Source organism: Streptomyces yunnanensis (assembly GCF_029011865.1).
Classification (GTDB): Bacteria; Actinomycetota; Actinomycetes; order Streptomycetales; family Streptomycetaceae; genus Streptomyces; species Streptomyces yunnanensis.
This window is the reverse complement of record NZ_CP095749.1, coordinates 2,132,495-2,151,940: the sequence shown is the minus strand read 5'-3', so window position 1 is coordinate 2,151,940 and position 19,446 is coordinate 2,132,495. Positions and strand designations below refer to the sequence as shown.

Sequence of the window (19,446 nt, the reverse complement as noted above, 5' to 3'; positions counted from 1 at the left end):
GTTGCTATTCCTGCCAGTTGGCGACCAGGGTCAGTAGTCCGGGGAACCGGGCCTCCAGGTCCTCGATCCGGACGTGGCTGCGCCGTTCCAGTCCGTACTGCCGCTGACGGATCAGCCCGGCCTCCCGCAGTGCCCGGAAGTGATGGGTGAGCGAGGACTTGGGGCGGTCCAGGCCGAACCAGCCGCAGGTGTGGTCGAAGTCCTCGGACTCCAGGAGCAGGGTGCGCACGATCCGCATCCGCAGTGGATCGCTCAGCGCGCCCATGACGACCTCCAGCCGCAGGGCGTCCCGTTCCGGCTCCGTCAGTGGCTCGGGCGCGTCGGCCGGTACGGGCCGCTGGAGCGCGGCGATATCGGGGCGTGCTGCACCCGAGCTGGGCGACGCGTCCGTGGACCGCGGTCCGGTCCGCCGGCGAGGTGCCGTGGACGACGCCCTGGCGCTCGTGCTGCCTGTGCCTCTCGCAGCACCTGCGCCTGTTCCTGTGCGTGTGCCTGTGCTCATGCCTGTGCGCGTTTCTGTGTCGGTATCCGTGTCTGTGTCCATGCCTGTTTCCATGTCTGTGCCCATGGCTGCGTCCCTCCCGTGCGGCGGCCTCACCCGTACCCGTCGTCTGCAGTACGACTTGCATCGTACTGCAGAACCCTGTACGAATCTTCTCGTACCGCTTGTGCGAATCATCTCGTACTGGCTGGATGAGGAGGGGACACCCATGCCTGAAACCCGTACGGCGCCCATGCCCGGAACTCGTGCGCCGCGCCCGGCGGCTTCCCGTGCGGAGCCGTCGGTGCCGACCGCGTCGTCGACGTCATCGGTGCCGCCTACCAGGGAGATCTGGTTCGCCGCGTGGCCGGTGGTCGCCGTCTTCGTCCTGTCGAACGCGGCGATGCCGCTGTACGCGGTCTGGCAACGCCAACTCGGCTTCACTTCAGGCACGTTGACGTTGATCTTCGCGGCCTATGTGGTCGGGTTGTTGGGCGCATTGCCGGTGGCGGGAGTGGCCTCGGACCGCATCGGGCGCAAGCCGGTCCTGGTGCCGGCGCTGCTCCTGGGCCTTGTCGCCTGCCTCGTCTACGCCACCGCACCCTCGGTGGCGGCCCTGGTCGTTGCCCGCCTGCTGACCGGCGTGGCCACGGGCGTCGCGGTGTCGGCCGGCATGGCGGCGGTGACGGACGTCGCGGCCGGGCGGAGGATCGGGCCGCTGTTGGCGTCCACCGGAATGGTCCTGGGCGCCGGGATCGGCCCCGTGCTGGCCGGGGTGCTGTCGGAGACCGCGCCCGCACCCACCGTGACCGTCTTCGCCGTGGAAGCCGTCCTGCTGGTGACGGCGCTGGTGGCGGTGGTCAGGATGCCGTTGCCCCGGCGAGACCGCGGGGCCGGCGCCGGCGCGTCCGGTTCCTGGGTCCGGCTGCCGGCCGTGCCGCGGGCCAACCGGCGTCATCTCGCCCTCGGACTGGCCGCGTTCGCACCGGGCATCAGTGCCACGTCCTTCGTGCTGTCGCTCGGGCCCTCGCTGCTGGCCGGTCTGCTCGGCACCGCGAACCGGGCGCTGGCGGGCGGGATGGCGCTGGTGATGTTCCTGTCCGCCACCGGCGTGCAGTTCGCGCTGCGGCGGATGGCCGTCCGCACCGTCCTGCTGGCTTCCGGCGCGGCCACCGTCGCCGGCACCCTGGCGCTGGTCACCGCCATCCACACCGCCACGCTCGTCCCTCTGGTCGCCGCGGTGGTGCTGGCCGGTGCGGGCCAGGGCGCCGGCCAGTTGGGCGGGCTCACGCTGCTCAGCCGCGAGGTCCCGGCCGCCCGCCGTGCGGAGGCCAACGCGGCCCTGAACGCCGGGGGTTACCTCCTCGCCGGCACCCTCCCGGTCGCCGACGGCTACCTCAGTGACGCCATCGGCCTGCCGGCGGCGGCCACCGCCTTCGGCCTCGCGGTCGCCCTCCTGGCCGTGGCCGGCGCGGTACTGGTCGCGGCGCGGGGCGGAGAGGCGCGCGGGTAGGGGAAGTTGCCACCACCGGCCGTGGCATGCCGCTGGTGACCACGGCAGGTCATCGCTGACCACGGCATGACGCCGCTGATTGCGTCGAGCTCGCCTCGGGTGACGTCCGGGGCTCCGGCGCGGTTCGCGGCGGCATCGCGGATCCGATATGATCATGACGCAACTTCGCCCCGCGGGCAGCGGGTGGGAGTCATGCGTCCGTGGTCCAAGGAAAGACGTCCACCAACCGGTGGGAGATGCAGGTGCAAGGCCGGCCGGGCGCTCCATGAAAGGCCCCTTCCTCGTAAGAGGAGGGGGCCTTTTCCTTTCGGGCTCGGGATCGGGCGCGGGCGTGGTCTGCTCAGCTCGGCTTGTCCCCGTGCCCGATGGAGCGTCTCGTACGGAGAACGGGGCAGCTCGCCTCGCGGCAGGCCGCTCGGCCCTCTAGCGTCGGGATCACGCCCGGTCCGGTCAGGACGGTCGGGGTGAGGCTGGGGCGCACTGTCCTTCGCACGTCGGTGCGTCCAGCCGCCCGCCCCGGCGGCGACTGCACCGCGCGCGGCGTACGCGGCGGCGGTCTCCGGCTCGGGCCGTGCCTCGAAGCGCACCGGTCGGCCGGTGGCCTGCGTCAACGCGTCGGCGATTCCCGCGTAGTTCACCGCGACCGGCCCGGTGACGTCGAGGCACTCGCCCGTGTGCCCGCCCTCGGCGAGCAGGGCCGCGCCCACCGCGGCGCAGTCCTCCCTGGCGAGGTATCCGACGTATCCGACGTATCCGAGGTATCCGATGTCCCCCTCACCGCTGGTACCGCTGATAGCGCTGATACCGCCCAGGACTCCGGTTTTCACCGCTTCGCGCAAGGGGGCCAGTTCGAGCAGCACGTCCGGGTGGATGTTGTTGCGCAGGACGGTGAACGGCTCCCTCGGTTGCGCACCGCCCCGATTGCGACCCGTCTCGACTTTTCGTGGTCCGGTGGGTGGTCGCGACCACGGCTGTGCGCCACCGGGCGGCGGGAGTCGCCGCCCCGGTGGCTGGTGGAGGGCGCTACGCGATCGGTCCGTAGCGCGGGTCAGTGTTGTGGGTGGGGGTGGAAGTGGAACGGGGACCGGTGCTTGGTGGTGGTGCCCTTGGTGAGCCGGCCGGCTGCGACGCGCAGTTGGATGGCATGGGCCACCTCGACCACGCCCAGCACGATGGCCGCGATTCCCGCCACCATGGTGAGCACGGCGATCGAGGGGAACGGCGAGACGATCAGGACGATGCCGGCGAGGACGGTGATGATTCCCAGGAACATCTGCCATCCGCGGGCGGGCATGTTGGGAGTGGACCCCGCGGCCGCCGTCATCATGATGCCGCGCAACAACCAGCCGAAGCCGATCCAGAGGGCCAGCAGCAGTATCGACTGCAGGGTGCCCCGGAAGCAGACGAGCCCCAGCAGAACACTGAGCGCACCCGTGATGAAGTGCAGCGCCCGCAGATGGCCGGGAACGTGCGCGCCGAAGGCCGCCGCCAGCTGGAAAACACCGCTGACCAGCAGGAAGATACCGAAGACCACGCCGACGACGTGCAGTGTCTTGCCCGGCCAGGCCAGCACGGCCACACCCAGGGCGATCGATGCCAGGCCGATGGTGATCAGGGCTTGCCAGCTGCGGTTCGCGAGGGTGCCCAGCGCCTCGCCCATCGGGGAGGCGCCCTCGGCCTGCGGCTCACGCGGCGGGCTGTTGCCTGAGGATTCGGAGGGGGAAGTCATGCCGCCTGCCTCTCTCTGGAACAGCAGGATCAGGTCTGGACACCTCCATCGTCACCCTTTCGGCCCAGTCGCGCTCGGGGAGTGGGGACGGCCCGTCGCCCGTCGCTCGTAGACGCTCACCCTGCGGCCCCGCTGGACGCTGTCCGAGCGGCGCACGAAGTAGGTGTCCAGGACCCGCCGCTTGGTGCGGTCGGCTGCGGAAGCGGCACGGCTCGGACCGGGATCGGTGACGAGCACGATGTGTCGGGCGCTCAGCATGGCCCGCTCTATGTCCCGCGGCCCGGCCTCTATGCCCTTCAGCGTGCCGGACTCCACCGGCCCCTGGGCCAGCGCCAGATCCCGCAGACCCGCGAACGCCCGGGGCGAGACGAGGGCGGTGTCGCGGCGCGCGGCGGGGAGGAACAGCACACCGTCGGCGGTGCTGCGGACGTGGTCGACGGTGGCCGCCGCGGTGAGCACGTCGTCGACGCGGCTCTCCATGGTGCGCAGCCGGAGCTCGATCGGCAGCAGCGCCACGAGGGCGACGGCCACGGTGGTCGGCAGCAGTATGCGGGCGTGGGTCCGCAGGCGCGTGGCGAGCGTGACCACGAGGACGCCTGTGCAGAGTGCGAGACCTGCGTACGCGAAGAGCACATAGCGGGTGACGTAGAGCGGCTTGACCACGGACATCAACGCCAGGCCGAGTTGCGGCACCGCGCAGAGCGGCAGCGCGACGGCTGCGAGGGTCACCCGCCCGTGCGGCTCTCCCGCTCGGGTGCGCTCGGGGCGGCGCGCCCGTGGCAGGAGCGCGCAGAGGGCCGCGATCGCCACGGTGATCAGCACACCGAGCACGGTCGACCAGCCGAGCGGCTTGATCCAGGAGACCAGCGAGACCTGGCTGCGACTGGTCAAGATCACCGGCAGGGCTCCGACGACGGCCCCGGAGGCGGCGAGCCCCCACCCGACCCGGCGGGCGCGGTCGGCCCGGACGCACACCAGGGTGACGGCATGCGCGGCGAGCGCGAACAGCGAGAACCAGTTGAGCCACGCGGCCACCAGCACGGCCCCCGCGTACCAGGCCCACCGCCGACCGGTCGGCCGCTCAAGGGCCCCCACCAGCAGCCAGGTCGCGAGCATCACGAAGGCGAGGACGAAGGCATAGGACCGCCCCTCCTGGGCGTGCTCCTGAACCGCCGGGACGACCGCCAGCGCACAGCCGGCCGCCATCCCGGCCCAGCGTCCGGCGAGCCGGGCGCCGACCAGTGCGGTCAGGCCGCACGCGGTGGCGGTGGCGAGCACCGAGGGCAGCCGCAGGGTGACCAGGCTGTCGCCGAAGAGGACGAACACCGCGTGCATCACCGCGTAGTAGAGGCCGTGGACGACGTCGGCCTGGCCGACCATGTGCGCTATCTCCGCCAGCGACCGATGTGCCGCCTGCCATGTCGCCGCCTCGTCACGCCACATGCTGTGCTCGCGCGTGAGGCCCCACAGCCCGAGGGCGAGGGCGAGGACGGCCGGACCTGTGCAGACGGATATGCGACCGTGTCGCACTGTGCCTCCAATGACGGTGACGGTGGGGGTGGGGGCCGGCCGGCCGGGCCGAGGGGACGCATGACTCGGCGGTGCCGGGCGGTTCGGCTCGGCCGCGTCGGACGTCACGCGTCGCACTCGGGCGCGGAGGGCTACGGCGCCGAAGTCGCCCGGGGCACGGGCCTGTTGGGCGCGTGCGGTGCCGTTCGGGCGTGGAGTGCGGCCCGGCGGGCCGGACTTCGCGGACGCGGCCCGAGGTCTGTCCGATGGGTCAGGGTCGGACAGGCCCTAGTGGCGGTCGGGCGATGCCCCCAGTGGCGCCGTGTCGTTGACGGCGAACCCCGTGGTCGTCTTCCTCGTCATGGGCGATGCTCCCCCTGTGCGGGCATGAACTCGATGCCATGCCTCCTGATCGCGTTCCCTACGGTACGAATCGCGAGCCTTCACGTTCAAGTTACATCGTGAACGTATGTCCTAAAGGTGCTGGTCTGCGGTGCCCTGGTGGGCCGCCCTCGGTTTGCCGTCCTCGATCCGCCGCCTGCCGTGCGTCGTCCGGTGGGGGCGGGCGTCGGTTCCGCGTTCTGTTATCGATTGCGGAAAGGGGAGGGGGAAACGGGGATTGGTGAGGGGAATTTCTTGTTGCCGGAATCGGAATCCTGGTCGATTGGTGGCCGGGGGTGATGCGGGTCGGCCGGTCTGGGTGAATGAATTTGGCCCGCTTTGTGGGAGAAGTGGAAACCGGCCGGTAGCTGCCGTCACAAAATTTTCACATGATCGGAGAGTGGGATCGTTGCGGGTGTCGCTTATCGGTGGGATGATCCCCGCTGGGCGCTGGGCGGTATCCTGATTTCGGTTAATTGAGGATCGGCAGCGTGGGGGGTAGTGCGTGTATGTCGCGGCTGGTAGGGGAGCGCCGAATTTTATCGCGGTTGATGCGTGTGTGCCGATGGTGAGTTCCGCGGGGTGTGGTTGTTCTCGGTGTCGGGGCCCGGAATTCCGGCTCCGTTCGAGCGTGGCTGTTGCCGTTCGAGGGGAATTAGCCTCCCGTGGACGCTGAAGTAGTGGCCACGTTGGCCCGCACCACGCTGTTTCAATCGCTCGGCGAGGACGCGCTGTTGAGCGTTGCTCGTTCGTGCGTGTCGCGTAATTTCTCCCGTGGTCAATTCCTTTTCTATCAGGGAGATCCCGGTGACCGGCTTTTCATCATCGTCTCCGGTCTGGTGAAGGTCGTCTTCACGTCGGTGCAGGGCGATGAACTGGTACTCGCGACGCTCGGGCCGCGCGAGGTGGTGGGGGAGATGGCGGTGCTGGACCAGGTGCCGCGCTCGGCGTCGGTCATCGCGACGAAGCCGACCAGGGCCCTGCTGCTGAACCGTCCGGTGCTGCTCGGGCTGATGCACACGCATCCGCCGGTGATGGACGCGCTGCTGAAACTGCTCGGCGGGCTGGTGCGCAGACTCACCGAGCAGACCGGGGAGCTCGCCTTCCTCGATCTGCGCGGCCGGCTCGCGAGTGTGCTGTTGCGGCTCGCCCACGAGCGCGGACTCGCCGGCGCGCCGGCGGTGCTCGACCTGGGGCTGACCCAGTCCGATCTGGGCGCCATGATCGGCGCGTCCCGGCCGGCCGTGAACCGGGGGTTGCAGTCGCTCGCGAGCAGCGGGCTCATCGAGTTGCGCGGTCCGTGTATCGCACTGATCGATCCGGCGGGATTGCGGCGGCAGTCCGGCAATTAGCAGGGGCGTCATGCGGGGGGAGTTCCCTCGAGGAGTTCCCCGCTTTCTCCTGCGCGTGACACGGCTGTCGGAGCCGGCGCGGGTGAAGTGGTGGTCGAGCGCCCGTCAGGGGCGCGCGGGAGTGGGGAGGTGCCGGCGCAGTGTCCTCGTACGTGCGCGATCGGTATGAAGTGGTTCCGGGTCCGTCGGATGCCCAGGGATTCCTGCTGGCCAGGGACCGCCAGCTCGATCGGCTGGTGAACCTTGAGTTCCAACGGCTCGACGATGCACATATGCGTCGGCGGCTGTCCGAGCGTATCCGCGAGGTGCTGGCGATGCCGCCGCATCCCGGGCTCGTCCTGTTGCGCGACGCGTTCCACGACGATGCGCGGTATTGCCTGATCAGCGACTGGGTCGACGGTGAGCGGTGGGGGACCCGTCCGCTTCCGGTGGCGGTAGCGCTCGACCAACTCGCGCAGATCGCCGACGTATTGGAATTCCTGCGGGCGCGGCGACCGAGCATGGCGCACGGGGCGCTCAGCCCGGAACGGCTCGTCGTCCGGCCGGACGGGCGGGTGTGCGTGCACGGCCTGGCCACTTCGCTCGTGCGGGCCCGGCGAGGGCCGGCGCCGGCGGCGGTCGTGCCCTTTCTCGCGCCGGAGGTGCTGGCCGGCGAGGAGCCGACCCCGGCGAGCGACCTCTACAGTCTCGCCGCGCTCGCCATGCACCTGTTGACGGGCCTGTCGCCGGCGTCGGCGGCCGAGCACGGGCTCAGCGCCTCGCCGCGGGAGGCCGCGCTCATCACGCACGTACTGCGCACCGGTCTCGCGCACGACCCGGTGCTGCGCCCGCCCTCCCCGGTGGATTTCGTCCGGCGGTTACGCGCCCGGCTGACCGCCAGGCTGCCCACGGGCACGGTGACGTTCCTGCTGACCGACGTGTGCGACTCGACCCGCCTGTGGGACACCAACCCGCAGACCATGGTCACCGCGGTCGAGCGGTACGAGCAGCTGTGCACGGAGGTCGTCGACCGCTTCGGCGGGTTCCATCCGAGGGATCAGGGCGAGGGCGACAGCCACTTCGCTGCGCACGGCGCTTGGCGACGGCGTGTCCGACGTGGTCACCTTCCTGCCCGAACTGCGGGCCCGCATCGGCGAGGTGGCACCGCTGCCGCAGGTCTCGCCCGAGGCCGCCAGGTTCCGGCTGTTCGAGTCGCTGACGTCGTTCGTGCGCAAGCACTCCGCGCGCCGGCCCCTGCTGATCGTGCTGGAGGACGTGCAGTCCGCGGACCAACCGTCCGTCCTGCTGCTGGAGTTCCTGTCCGCGTACCTGCACCACGCCCGGGTGCTGCTGGTGGTGACCTACCACGATCCCGAGCCGTCGTTCGCGGCCGAGGGCCGGCGCGGCATCGGCGGGCTGCTGCGCCTGCAGTCCAGCGTGCGGATCGGGTTGAGCAATCTGACGAAGAGCCAGGTCAGCCGCTACGTCGAGGCCGACGCCGGCGTCGAGCCGCCACCGGAGGTCGTGCACGCCGTCCGGTCTCCGCGGACGGCACGGTGTCGTGGAGTCTCTAGGGTCTGCCCGCACGGTCCCGGCCGCCGGGCGGCGTCCGGTGCGTGCTCTCGCCGCACCGGACACCGCCCGCCCCGGCAGCGCCGCCCGCCGTCACGCCCCCGGGATGGTGGCGCGGAACTTCTTCGTCAGGTCGGCGCCGCGGATGACGCCGCCCTGGTGGTACTTCAGCCCCCAGGCGTCGATCACCGAGCCGTCGGCGAACATGCAGGCGGAGGTCGCCTTCGAGGGGTCGGTCTCGTTCCTGGGACCCCAACCGCCGCCGTCCGTGGGCCGGTTGCCGAACATGGCGGTGCCGTTGATGCCCTGGCAGTAGGCGATGGAGGGATTGCCGGGGCTGCTCGGGCCGCTGGGCTTGCGGACGTAGGCGAGCGCGGCCAGCGTCGGCTTGTCGGCGGCCAGGGTGTCCGCGCCGATCATGATCTTGCTGCCGTCGCCGGCGGTGAAGAGGCACATCTCGCGCTCACCACCCAGCGGGGTGATCTTGTTGCCGGTGCCGGTGTAGTAGGGCACGCGGGTCTCCGCCGTGCCGCCCTGCTGTGCGCACCAGGCCGCGGCGGCCGACAGGTGGTGCCGTGCGGGCGCGGTGGCGGGGCCGCCGCGCGGCGTGCCGGCCGCGTTGGCCGCGTTGGCCGCCACGGCCGTACCGGACAACAGGACGAGAACGGACGCCGCAAGGGCGTAGGAGCGCTTCACGCTTCCTCCTCGGGACGGGGTCGGTGGGGGAGACGTCGCCGGCCGGGCGGTGTGCACGGGCCCATCCTCAGCACCCCCCGTCGCATCGTCAACGCACGTCACCCGGCCACCGGGCGGACTCGACGACATTGACGCGTTCCCACGGGTGCACCCCGGACGACGTGCCCCGACCAGGGACCAGATCCGGCCAGTAACGCGGGTGTAACTCCCGTATCCGCCGGAGGAGTTCACCACGGGTTAGAGTGTCCGGCTCATGAATCCCCCACTGCTGCGCATTCGCCTGCTCGGCGGGTTCCGGCTGGCGCGCGAGGGCGGCGTGCCGCTCGCGGCGCGCTGGTCCAGGACCGGCGCCCGGACCCTGGTCAAGCTGCTCGCCCTCGCCCCGGATCATGCGCTGCACCGCGAGCAGATCATGGCGGTGTGCTGGCCGCACGCCGAACTACGCGCCGCACTGGGCAGTTTGCGGGTGGCGCTGCACACCGCCCGGCACGCGCTGGAACCCGAACTGCCGCCGCGCGGCACCTCGGCGTATCTGGCCGCCGACGGCGATCTGCTGCGACTGGTACCGGACACGGTACGCGTGGACGTCGACGAGGCCGAGACCCTCGCCCGACGGGCCCTCGACGGGGGTGGGCGCCCCGAACTCGTCCGTGCGCTGGAGGAGTTGGACGGGGAGCTGCTGCCCGAGGACCGCCACGCCCCCTGGGCCGAACCGGCCCGGGAGCGCCTGGCGCGCCGCCGCGCCGATCTGCGGCGCGCACTGGCCGACCACCGCGGACCGCACGGCGGCGCGGCGCGGCCGGAGGCGGACGCGGCACGGGTACGGCTGGACTGGGCGCTGCACCTGGACCGTTCGGGGCGGTACGCGGAGGCCCTCACCGTGGCGCGCGAGGCCCTGCACGGGTACGAACGCCAAGGGTTGCGCGACGCCTGCACCCTGGCCGCCGCCCGGCTGGCGGAGGTGCTCGGCCGCGGTCGCGGCGACGCGGCGCTGGCGGTGCTGGACGCCCATCCGCCCGGCCCCGACACCCCCGGCGACATCAGGGCCGCGCACCACATGGCGCGTTCGGCGGTGCTCTCCTACTGCGGACGGTACGCGGAGGGTCTGGCGGCCGCGCGGGCGGCGGAGCGCTGTGCCAGGGCCGCGCGGGGGGCCGACCATCCGGTGCTGTTGGCCCGTGCGCTGGCCCAGCAGACCGTCTGCCTGGGCCTGTCCGGCCTCGCCGGCGAGGCGGCCGGCCCGGCAACGGCGGCGCTGGCACCGGCCGAGGCGTCCGGTGACCGGGCGCTGCTGGCCACCGTGCTGTCCGTGCTGCGGGAGACCGAGCGCCGTGCGGGACGGCACGGTGCGGCGTTGGTGTACGGGCGCCGCGCGCTGGCCCTGGCCGAACAGGCCGGCCGCCCCACGGCGACCGCCTTCGAACGGGCCAACCTGGCGGAACTGCATCTGCTGCGCGGTGAACGGGCGGACGCCCAACGCCTGGCGCTGGCCTCGGTCGAACTGGCGGAGCCGTTCGGCGGCACGGCGCTGGCGTTCGCCCTCACGGCGCTGGCCCGCGTCCGGGGCGGCGCGGCGCCGCAGGAGGCCCGGCGGCTGCTGGAGCGGGCCGGACGCTGTGCGGCGGACGGCGGGCACCTCCAGGCCATCGAGGAGGTGCGGCTGGCCCGGGCCGAGCTGGCCGAGGTGGCGCGGCTCTGACGGCACTTCCGCCACCGAGCACATGCGCTGATGGTTAGCAGTCGTTGCCTGCCGGGGCAACCTCTACCCTTCGGTTGGTGGCTGGATATGATCGGCACCCCCCACGGCCTGCCGATGTCGGACTGGTGTCTTCCCCCTACCCGGGCGGAACCGCCGAACCGCTGTTGGTCTTCTGATCGCCCCTCTCCGCCCACGAGGACTGATGACATCCATAGACCCCGAAGGCCCACGGCCCGACGGACAGCGCAAGACCGCGAGAAAACGGCGACGGGGTGCGGTGCGGCTGCGCACCCTGCTGATCTGGCTGGCCGTGGTGCCCACCGTTGCCATGGGCGCCCAGGGCTTCTTCACCGCGGACCGGTTGCTCCGGCAGTCCGCGAACCTGCGCGCCGACGTGGCGGACGGCGAGCGGATCGGCACCCCCCTGTACGAGCTGATGACCGCGCTCCAGGCCGAGCGCAGCACGGCGGCCGCGCGCTGGGCCGGGCGGCCGGTCTCGCACACGGACCTCAGTAGCGGGCGCGCGGACACGGACCGTGCGGTGGCCGCGTTCCAGCAGGCCGCCGGCGCCCGGGACACGCGGGAGGACGACCGGATCGACCAGCATGTCCGGGATGCGCAGAAGCAGTTGGCGCAGCTCGACACCTACCGCGAGCGCACGGACGTCCGCAGCGGCGGCGCGGACCGCACCACCGCCTACTACAGCGGCGTGATCGAGCAGCTGATCGGCGTCTTCGGCGAGTTCAGCAACCTGGACGACGCGGCGCTCAGCCAGCAGAGCCGGCCGGTGCTCGCCCTGATCGAGGCGGCCGAGGTGCTCGCCCGCGAGGACACCCTCCTGGCCGCCGCCGGCCCGACCGGGAAGCTGAGCGCGGCGAAGTTCGGCGAGTTCACCGACGCCGTGGGCGCCCAACGCTTCCTGTACGTCTCGTCGATCGTTCCGTATCTGTCCGAAAAGGGACAACAGTCCGTCGCGCAGATCCAGTCCTCGGACGCCTGGAAGACCAAGGCCCGCATCGAGGACGCGGCCCTCTCCGACCACCAGGACGTACCGGGCGGCGTCGTGCTGCCCCGGGCGACGCACGACTGGCCGGACATGTACGCACAGCTCGTCCCGCAGCTGACCACACTCAACGCCGACCAGCTGCGCACGGTGATCGGCAACGCCGAGGCCACCGCCGAGGACCTGGACGGCGACCTCGCGTGGATGGTCGGGATCAGCGCCGCCGCGCTGCTGCTCGTGGTGGCCGTGGCGGTGTTCACCACGCGCACCGTGCTGCGCCGCCTGGCCCTGCTGCACGAACGCACCGTCACCGTCGCCGAGGAGACCCTGCCGGAGATCGTGGACCGGTTGCAGCGCGGTCAGGGCATCGACGCCGACGCGCTGCCGACGGAGAGCCACGAGCGGGACGAGGTCGGCCGGATCAGCGACGCGTTCGCCCGCTCCGTCGCGGTGTCCGTCGACGGGCACCGGCAGCTCGCCGACGAACGCCGCGGCTTCGGCATGTTCGCGGCCGGCATCGCCTCCCGCACCGGAAACCTGGTCAGCCGCCAACTGGGCCTGACCGAGGAGCTCCAGGACACCTTCGGCCACGACGAGGCGCTGCTCGCCGAGCTGATGAAGTCCGACCAGCTGACCGTGGGCATGCGCCGGCAGATCGAGAACCTGCTCATCCTGGCGGGCGGCGAGATCCCCGACCCGCACGTCGAGCCCATGCGCGTCGCGGACCTGCTGCGCGAGGCCGCCGCGGAGGTCGAGGAGTTCCGGCGGATCGAGCGGATCGCCCTCGACGAGGTCAGCGTCGAGCCGCGGGTGATCAGCGAGATCAGCCACCTCCTCGCCGAGCTGCTGGACAACGCGACCCGGTTCTCGCCGCCCGCATCGAAGGTCGCCATCCGGGCCGAACTCGTCACGGACGGGCTGTCGGTGGAGATCGAGGACCGCGGTCCGCGGGTGGCCGCCGAGCGCTACGAGGAGATGAACGGCCGGCTGCACGCCGCCCCGCCCTACTCCGTCCTGGCCGAGAACGCCCACCGGCTCGGCCTCTTCGTGGTCGGGCACCTCGCCGACCAGCTCCAGGCCCGGGTCACCCTGCGCCGCTCGACGTTCGGAGGGACCTCCGCCATCGTGATCATTCCCGCCGAGCACCTGGTCCGCGGCGAGCCGGCGAGCACGCCCGGTGCGGCGGCGCCCCGCACCCCCGCGCCGGACCGCCGGGAAGCGCGCAAGCCCGAACTCACCCTGCACCCGCGCCCCGCCACCCCCGCCCCCACCGCCACGGTGGCCGGGCTGCCGCGCCGGCAGCCGAGCCAGGCGCCGGCCGCGGTACGCACCCCGCCCGGCGACGACGCCGCCCCGCCGCCCCTGCCGGAGCGCAGACCGCAGACGCACATCGCCCAGCAGCTCCGCGAACGCCGCACCTCGGAACCGGTCAGCCCGGACACCGCGACGCCCGAAGAGGTCGCCGACGCCTGGGCGGACTACGAGCAGGGCACCGAGACAGTGGAAATCGAGCTCCGACGGGACAAGTCATGACGACGAACGACGTGATCTACAGCATCCTCGACAACAATCTGAGCCGGATCGCCGGCATCGAGGGCGCCGTGCTGCTCTCCAACGACGGCATCATGCTCAGCTCGTACCAACTGGAACGGGACCAGGCGGAACGGATAGCCGCGGCGTCCTCCGGCATCGCGGCCACCATGAAGGCGATCTCCCGGGAGGTCGACGGCGGCCGGGTCATCCGCCAGCTGGTGGAGATGAACGAGCGCTACCTGTGCATCGTCGGGTGCGGCGAGGGCAGCACGCTCATCGTCGTGACCTCGCGCAAGGCCCGCCTCGGGGAGCTCGGCGGCGAAGTGGTCCGGGCCTCGCAGGCGCTCGGCGAGTGGCTCGGCACCCCCGAGCGGGTTCCGGCACCCAAGTCGTCATGACCGCCGAACAACAGCCCGGCAGGGGGCGGCGGGCGCGGCTGTACGCCCTCACCGACGGGCGGACGACCGCACCCGGCGCCGCCCTGACCATGGACACCCTGATCACCGCCAGGGTCGCGGCGGATGCCGACGGCAGTCTGCCCACCGAGTGGCAGGCCATCCTCGGCATGTGCCAACCGCCGAACGGGCGCGCCGTCGCCGAGATCGCCGCGCGGATGCACATGCGGCTGACCCCGATGGTGCTCCTGCTCAGCGAGTTGGCGGAGCGCGGCCTGATCCAGCACCGGCCGCCCCTGCAAGCGAACGAAACCTCCAATGTCCACCTGCTCATGAAAATCAGGGACAACCTTGCCCGGATATGACACAAGCGCCCAGGAAGAGTCCCCCGTCAAGATCCTGATCGCGGGTGGGTTCGGGGTCGGCAAGACGACCTTGGTCGAGGCGGTCTCCGAGATCGAGCCGCTCCGCACCGAGGAGCGGCTGACCGCCGCCGGGATCGGCGTCGACGACCTCGACGGCATCGAGTTCAAGACCGCCACCACCGTCGCCATGGACTTCGGCCGGATCACCCTCGCCGACGCCGGCGTGGTCCTCTATCTGTTCGGCACCCCGGGCCAGGAGCGCTTCTGGTTCATGTGGGACGACCTGTTGGCGGGGGCGCTCGGCGCGATCGTCCTGGTGGACACCCGACGGCTGGACCGCAGCTTCCCGGCCATCGACTTCTTCGAGAACCGCGGGCTTCCGTTCGTCATCGGCGCCAACTGCTTCGACGGCGAACAGCCGTACACCGCCGAGCAGATCAGGGCGGCCCTGCACCTGGGCGACCCGGACACCCCCGTCCTGATGCTCGACGCCCGCTCCCGCGCGGACGTCCGCGGCGCCCTGCTGTCGCTGTTGGACCTGCTCATCGCCGGGGCGGCACCCGCCGCCTCGGCCTGACCCGGCCGGCTCGCCCCCGCGACGGCGCCGCGGGGGCGAGCCGCCTCAACTCCCGGTCATGACGGAGACCGTGACGCCGTCGGTGAGGGCCACCAGGAACTCGTCGAGGGCCCGGTCCAGGCGGGGAGCGGTGTCCGGGTGGATCCGCAGGGCACCGTCGGGGCCCGGCTCGATCGTCCGGTCCAGGACGAAGGCGCCGCGGACGACCTGCCGGGCGCCCAGCGCGCAGAGCACCGGGCGCAGCGCGTAGTCGATCGCCAGGGCGTGTGCGGAGCTGCCGCCGGTCATGAGCGGCAGCACCGCCTTCCCGGCCAGGACGGTGCGGGGCAGCAGGTCGAGGAACGCCTTGAGCAGGCCGCTGTAGGCGGCGTTGTACACGGGGGTGGCCACGACGATCCCGGACGCGGCCTCGACCGCGTCCAGGGACCGCCGCAGCGCCGGGTGCTCGGTCCGGCCGGCCAGCAGCTCCGCCGCCGGCAGGTCCCGGACCCTGAGGTGGGTCGTCGGCAGGCCGACCAGCGACAGGCGCCGCACGAGGTGGCCGGCCAGCAGCGCCGTGCGCGAATCCGAGGACGGGCTCCCGGACACGGCGAGCAGGGACGTCATCTGAGGGCTCCTTGGCGGGAGTTGGGCGTGCGGAACGGCTCGGTGCCCGGCCGGCGCGTCAGGCGTCGGGCAGGGTGACGGACTGGGCGTGCCGGAAGACGTTCCGCGGGTCCCACCGCTTCTTGACCTGCTGCAGGCGGGGGTAGTTCTCCTTGTAGTACAGGTCGTGCCAGGGCACCGAGGACGTGTTGAAACGCGGATCGCCGAGGTCGATGTCGGGATAGTTGACGTAGCACCCGTCGGTCACGTCGCCCGGGACCGGGACGCCGCCGGTGTCCGCGTACACCTCGCGGTAGCAGTCCCGGGCCCAGCCGATGTACCGGTCGTCGTCGGCGGGATCGTTCCAGAACGCCTGCCAGAGCATCTTGAAGGCGGCGCCCCGGTGCGGGGCCGCCGTGGCGGCCGGGTCGACGGCGTTGATCCGACCGCCGTACGAGGTCAGCAGCACATTGAGGTTCGGATTGCTCAGGTCGTCGCGGGTGAGGTGCCGGTAGAGCGCCTCCAGGTGACCGTCGGGGAAGGCCGCCCGCATGTAGGACGACTTGTACTCGGCCCGCAGGGTGGGGTCGTTGAGCACGCTGTTGGTGGTGCCGAGCATCCGCACGGCGTGCAGCCACGGCAGCCGGCGGGCCTGCGCGAACCGCGGGAGGGCGGGGAGTTCGCCCATCGCCGCGGTCATCGCGCCCGGCGCGACGCCGACGCCGTCGCCCAACTGCTTGAGGTAGTCGGACAGGATCTGCTCGGCGTCCGGTACCGAGGCGTCGACGAGGGCCACCATGCCGATCTGCCCGGCCGACCGGTGGTTGAGCACCAGCTGGCTGATCAGGGCGCGCTGCGGGCTGTCGGGCGAGGAGTTGGCCACGTGCCACTCCGCGTAGTTCTGCGCCAGCCGGTGGAAGTCCGCCCGGCCGAGCTCGGCCCACGGCCAACTCACCGCGTTCACCAGCAGTTCGGCGGGCGGCCGCGGGAGCAGCCCGCGCGGGTCCCGGCCGCTCGCCCCCGGGGAGCGGAACCAGTAGCGGGTGACGACGCCGAAGTTGCCGCCCCCACCGCCGGTGTGGGCCCACCACAGATCCCGGTGCGGATCGTCCTCCTCCCGGGTGGCGACGACCGCGCGGGCGCGCCCCGCGGCGTCCACCACCACGACCTCCACCGCGTAGAGGTGATCGACGACCAGTCCGTGGGTCCGGCACAGCGGCCCCCAGGCACCCCCGCTGACATGGCCGCCCATGGCGACCGAATAGCAGAAGCCGGTGGGCGCGACGACGCCCCAACGCGGGTAAGTGGTCTGGTACGCCTGGAGGTTGGTGGCGCCCGACTCGATCGCGATGGCGTTCAGACGCGGGTCGTAGGAGATGTTCCGCATGCCGGACATGTCGAGGATGATCTGCACGTCCGGGTGGTAGACGAAATCCTCGTAGCAGTGCCCGCTGGACCGTACGCTCAGCCGCTTCCCCCGGCGCACGGCCTCCTGCACGACGCCGACCACCTGCTCGGTGGAGGTGGCCAACCGGATCGCCTCCGGAGCGGCGGTGTACCGCTGGTTGAGCCCGCTCACGAGATCCGCGTACTGCCGGTCCGCCCCCGTCACCGCGATCGCCGCCGCGGGCCGGTGCCGGCCCTCGGGCTGGGTGCCGGGCGCCTGCCCGCCGGTTGTTCCGGTCACTTCTGCTGTCATTGCGCTCACCTTCGTAGACGCGAGTTGCTGGGCGTCCGCCCCCGTTGTGTTCACTTCAGTCGCCGCGCAGCGGCGGAATCACCTCGCGGGCGACGCGCGCGAATTCCTCGGCGTGCCGCTCGCCGGGCCAGTCGAGGACGAATTCCGTCACACCGGCCGTGCCGAAGCGCTCGAAGATCTCCTCGTAGCCGTGGCGCCCGGCTCTCGGGTCCCACGGGCCGAAGATCGTGTACGCCCGCCGGATCTCCGACGGGTCCCGTCCGGCCGCCGACGCCAGCCGGTCGATCCGCGCGTTCTGCTCCGTCGTGATGCGGAGCACCTCCTCGGCCGTCGCGCCGGGCGGGCCGTGGGTGTTCCAGGCGTCCGCGAGCTCGGCGGCGACCCGCACCAGGGTCGGCGACTGGCCGCCGACGATGAGCGGCAGGCGCGGGGACTGCAACGACCCCGGCACCGTCACCACATCCCGGGCCCACAGGTGGGTACCGGGGTGGCTGAACGCCCCGCCGCGCAGCACGCCGTCCACGATGGCCAGATAGTCGGCGAACCGCCGCACCCGCTCGCCGGGCGGCCACGGAACCCCACCGACGCTGTGGTGGTCCCAGGCGAAGAGGCCGGCGCCGACGCCCAGTTCGAACCGACCGCCCGACAGGTGGTCCAGCGCGATCGCCTGCTTGGCCAGCTGCGCCGGCGGACGCAGGATCTGGTTCGCGACGAGCGTGCCGATCCTGATCCGCCGGGTGCCCAGCGCGGCCATGGCCAGGACGGTCCAGCTGTCGAACCAGGTGTGGCGCGGGTCCCGGAGGTCGGCGCTGTGATCCGGCAGGAAGACCTGGTCGAACCCCAGCTCCTCCAGCCATCCCAGGCGTTCGGCCAGCACCGGGAAGGGCTGGTCGGGATAGAGCATGACGCCGAATTTCCTGCGCGGTTCCCTGGCGGAGTTCATGGTGTGACGCCTTCCTGTTCCCGTCGGACGCCCTCCGGGATATCCCGGTGCGCCAGGAAATCCGGCAGCGGGCGGGGGTCGGGCACCGGACACCACCCGTCCGGCGTGTTCCGGTAGGTCCAGCGCGGGCCGTCCGCCACCAGCTCGGCCAGGGCCGACAGCAGGCGGTCGACGTGATCCGCGGTGGTCCCCAGGCCGATGCTGGCCCGCAGCGCCCGACCCGGCTCGTGCGGGTGGGCGCGGCACAGCAGCGCGCGGACGGCCTGATGGGCACAGAAGGCCCCGTCCCGCACACCGATGCCGTGCTCCGCGGAGAGCGCCGTCGCGACCAGGCGCTGGTCGACCGGGTCACCGCCGCAGCGCGCGACGCCGAACGACACGACGCCGACCGCCGGCGACCCCGCGTCCCACATCCCGAGCCGGCACACGCCCGGAATCCGCGCCAGCCCGTCCCGCAACCTGGCCGCCAGGGCCCGCTCGTGCGCGGTGATCGCGTCCCAGCCGGCCGCCGACAGCGCCTCGCAGGCGACGGCCATCGCATGGGCGCCGACCACGTTCGGGGAGCCGGCCTCGTGCCGGTGGGGCAGCCCCGACCAGACCACCGTCTCGCGCCCGCCGTCCGCGGTGACCCGCGCGCTCGCGCCGCCGCCGGCCAGGTAGGGATCCGCCTCGGCCAGCCAGTCGGCCGCGCCCACCAACGCGCCCGCGCCGAACGGCGCGTACATCTTGTGCCCGGACAGCGCCACCCAGTCGACTCCCCACCCGGCGAGGTCCACCGGCCCGTGCGCGGCCAACTGGGCGGCGTCCAGCACCGTACGGGCGCCGTGCGCCGCCGCCACCTCGGCCAGCGCGGCCACCGGCCACAGCTCCCCGGTGACGTTGGACGCCCCGGTGAGCACCACCAGCCTCGGTCCCGGCGGCGCGTCCGCCAGCGCCCCGGCCAGCAGCTCGACCGCCTGCCCGGGACCGGCGGGCACCCCCAGCCGGCACACCCGGGAACCGCGCCAGGCCAGCAGCGCCGCATGGTGATCGGCGGCGAACCGGAACACCGTGGTGTGCGGCGGCACCGCCCGCCCCAGGAGGTTCAGCGCGTCGGTGGTGTTGCGGGTGAACACCACCGTGGCGTCCGGCGCGGCGCCCACGAAGCGCCGCACCGCGTCCCTGGCCCGCTCGTAGGTCCGGGTGCTCACCTGGGACGCGAACCCGGCACCGCGGTGCACGCTGGCGTACCACGGAAGCAGTCGTTCCACCCCCTGGCGCACCTCGACCATGCAGGGGGTGCTCGCCGCGTGGTCGAGATTGACGTACGGCACCCGTCGCCCGGTCACCAGCGGCACCGTCAGACCGGAGCCGACGACCCGCGGAACGCGGCCGGGGCGGTGGTGGAGCCCGATGGACGCGGGGTGTTCGGTCAGCATGTCCCGCCCTCTCCTCC

15 protein-coding genes and 1 pseudogene are annotated in these 19,446 nt (G+C 72.3%); 8 read left to right on the top strand and 8 right to left on the bottom strand.

Annotated features, from left to right (window positions below; all coding sequences use genetic code 11):
- Positions 1-4: 4 nt before the first annotated feature.
- Complete coding sequence (locus tag MOV08_RS09495) at positions 5-352, bottom strand: ArsR/SmtB family transcription factor (protein WP_039640371.1); 348 nt, start codon at positions 350-352, stop codon at positions 5-7.
- 382 nt (positions 353-734) lie between these two features.
- On the opposite strand from MOV08_RS09495, the gene MOV08_RS09490 reads away from it, so the two are divergent.
- A complete protein-coding gene (locus MOV08_RS09490) occupies positions 735-1,994 on the top strand; it encodes an MFS transporter (protein ID WP_420834287.1) in 1,260 nt (419 codons plus the stop codon).
- Between the two features lie 1,048 nt (positions 1,995-3,042).
- Here MOV08_RS09490 and MOV08_RS09485 read toward each other — a convergent pair.
- Both MOV08_RS09485 and MOV08_RS09480 read right to left on the bottom strand, forming a co-directional pair.
- Positions 3,043-3,723: an HdeD family acid-resistance protein gene (locus MOV08_RS09485; RefSeq protein WP_039631027.1), complete on the bottom strand. Its 681-nt coding sequence runs from the start codon at positions 3,721-3,723 to the stop codon at positions 3,043-3,045.
- Positions 3,724-3,774: 51 nt separating this feature from the next.
- Positions 3,775-5,253: a glycosyltransferase family 39 protein gene (locus MOV08_RS09480; protein ID WP_275307011.1), complete on the bottom strand. Its 1,479-nt coding sequence runs from the start codon at positions 5,251-5,253 to the stop codon at positions 3,775-3,777.
- A gap of 1,025 nt (positions 5,254-6,278) precedes the next feature.
- Here MOV08_RS09480 and MOV08_RS09475 point away from each other — a divergent pair.
- Positions 6,279-6,965, top strand: a complete 687-nt coding sequence (locus MOV08_RS09475; RefSeq protein WP_275307009.1) for a Crp/Fnr family transcriptional regulator — start codon at positions 6,279-6,281, stop codon at positions 6,963-6,965.
- Positions 6,966-8,051: 1,086 nt separating this feature from the next.
- A pseudogene (locus tag MOV08_RS44160) lies at positions 8,052-8,237 on the top strand (hypothetical protein); the annotation flags it as partial.
- A 372-nt stretch (positions 8,238-8,609) separates the two neighbouring features.
- On the opposite strand, the gene MOV08_RS09465 reads toward MOV08_RS44160, so the two are convergent.
- Positions 8,610-9,212 carry a hypothetical protein gene (locus MOV08_RS09465; RefSeq protein WP_039631021.1) on the bottom strand — a complete coding sequence of 201 codons (603 nt, stop codon included), beginning with the start codon at positions 9,210-9,212 and terminating at the stop codon, positions 8,610-8,612.
- Positions 9,213-9,465: 253 nt separating this feature from the next.
- Between MOV08_RS09465 and MOV08_RS09460 the strand changes: the two genes are divergently transcribed.
- The 5 genes from MOV08_RS09460 to MOV08_RS09440 all read left to right on the top strand — a co-directional run bounded on the left by MOV08_RS09460 (position 9,466) and on the right by MOV08_RS09440 (position 14,784).
- On the top strand, positions 9,466-10,911 hold the full coding sequence (locus MOV08_RS09460) for an AfsR/SARP family transcriptional regulator (protein WP_275307006.1): 1,446 nt from the start codon (positions 9,466-9,468) through the stop codon (positions 10,909-10,911).
- Between the two features lie 202 nt (positions 10,912-11,113).
- Complete coding sequence (locus tag MOV08_RS09455; protein WP_275307005.1) at positions 11,114-13,447, top strand: sensor histidine kinase; 2,334 nt, start codon at positions 11,114-11,116, stop codon at positions 13,445-13,447.
- The gene (locus MOV08_RS09450) at positions 13,444-13,845 is read left to right on the top strand and encodes a roadblock/LC7 domain-containing protein (protein WP_039631019.1); all 402 of its coding nucleotides are present in this window, start codon (positions 13,444-13,446) and stop codon (positions 13,843-13,845) included. Before MOV08_RS09455 ends, MOV08_RS09450 begins: the two co-directional genes overlap by 4 nt.
- Positions 13,842-14,207: a DUF742 domain-containing protein gene (locus MOV08_RS09445; RefSeq protein WP_039631017.1), complete on the top strand. Its 366-nt coding sequence runs from the start codon at positions 13,842-13,844 to the stop codon at positions 14,205-14,207. The genes MOV08_RS09450 and MOV08_RS09445 overlap by 4 nt, the downstream gene beginning before the upstream one ends.
- A complete protein-coding gene (locus MOV08_RS09440) occupies positions 14,194-14,784 on the top strand; it encodes a GTP-binding protein (protein WP_039631015.1) in 591 nt (196 codons plus the stop codon). The genes MOV08_RS09445 and MOV08_RS09440 overlap by 14 nt, the downstream gene beginning before the upstream one ends.
- Before the next feature lie 45 nt (positions 14,785-14,829).
- Here MOV08_RS09440 and ssuE read toward each other — a convergent pair whose 3' ends face one another.
- From ssuE to MOV08_RS09420, 4 genes are read right to left on the bottom strand one after another with little or no spacing between them, the layout of a single operon-like run.
- Positions 14,830-15,390, bottom strand: coding sequence for an NADPH-dependent FMN reductase (gene ssuE / locus MOV08_RS09435; RefSeq protein ID WP_275307004.1), 561 nt, complete (start codon positions 15,388-15,390; stop codon positions 14,830-14,832).
- Positions 15,391-15,448: 58 nt separating this feature from the next.
- Complete coding sequence (locus tag MOV08_RS09430) at positions 15,449-17,068, bottom strand: FAD-binding oxidoreductase (protein WP_275307003.1); 1,620 nt, start codon at positions 17,066-17,068, stop codon at positions 15,449-15,451.
- Between the two features lie 55 nt (positions 17,069-17,123).
- Positions 17,124-18,011 carry an LLM class flavin-dependent oxidoreductase gene (locus MOV08_RS09425; RefSeq protein ID WP_275307002.1) on the bottom strand — a complete coding sequence of 296 codons (888 nt, stop codon included), beginning with the start codon at positions 18,009-18,011 and terminating at the stop codon, positions 17,124-17,126.
- Positions 18,008-19,429 carry an aminotransferase class V-fold PLP-dependent enzyme gene (locus MOV08_RS09420; RefSeq protein WP_275307001.1) on the bottom strand — a complete coding sequence of 474 codons (1,422 nt, stop codon included), beginning with the start codon at positions 19,427-19,429 and terminating at the stop codon, positions 18,008-18,010. Before MOV08_RS09420 ends, MOV08_RS09425 begins: the two co-directional genes overlap by 4 nt.
- Positions 19,430-19,446: the final 17 nt, after the last annotated feature.

Coding starts and splice junctions, on each gene's coding strand:
- MOV08_RS09490 (WP_420834287.1), top strand. CDS start 735: ATGCCCGGAACTCGTGCGCCGCGCCCGGCGGCTTCCCGTGCGGAGCCG.
- MOV08_RS09485 (WP_039631027.1), bottom strand. CDS start 3,723: ATGACTTCCCCCTCCGAATCCTCAGGCAACAGCCCGCCGCGTGAGCCG.
- MOV08_RS09460 (WP_275307006.1), top strand. CDS start 9,466: ATGAATCCCCCACTGCTGCGCATTCGCCTGCTCGGCGGGTTCCGGCTG.
- MOV08_RS09455 (WP_275307005.1), top strand. CDS start 11,114: ATGACATCCATAGACCCCGAAGGCCCACGGCCCGACGGACAGCGCAAG.
- MOV08_RS09450 (WP_039631019.1), top strand. CDS start 13,444: ATGACGACGAACGACGTGATCTACAGCATCCTCGACAACAATCTGAGC.
- MOV08_RS09445 (WP_039631017.1), top strand. CDS start 13,842: ATGACCGCCGAACAACAGCCCGGCAGGGGGCGGCGGGCGCGGCTGTAC.
- ssuE (WP_275307004.1), bottom strand. CDS start 15,390: ATGACGTCCCTGCTCGCCGTGTCCGGGAGCCCGTCCTCGGATTCGCGC.
- MOV08_RS09430 (WP_275307003.1), bottom strand. CDS start 17,068: ATGACAGCAGAAGTGACCGGAACAACCGGCGGGCAGGCGCCCGGCACC.
- MOV08_RS09425 (WP_275307002.1), bottom strand. CDS start 18,011: ATGAACTCCGCCAGGGAACCGCGCAGGAAATTCGGCGTCATGCTCTAT.
- MOV08_RS09420 (WP_275307001.1), bottom strand. CDS start 19,429: ATGCTGACCGAACACCCCGCGTCCATCGGGCTCCACCACCGCCCCGGC.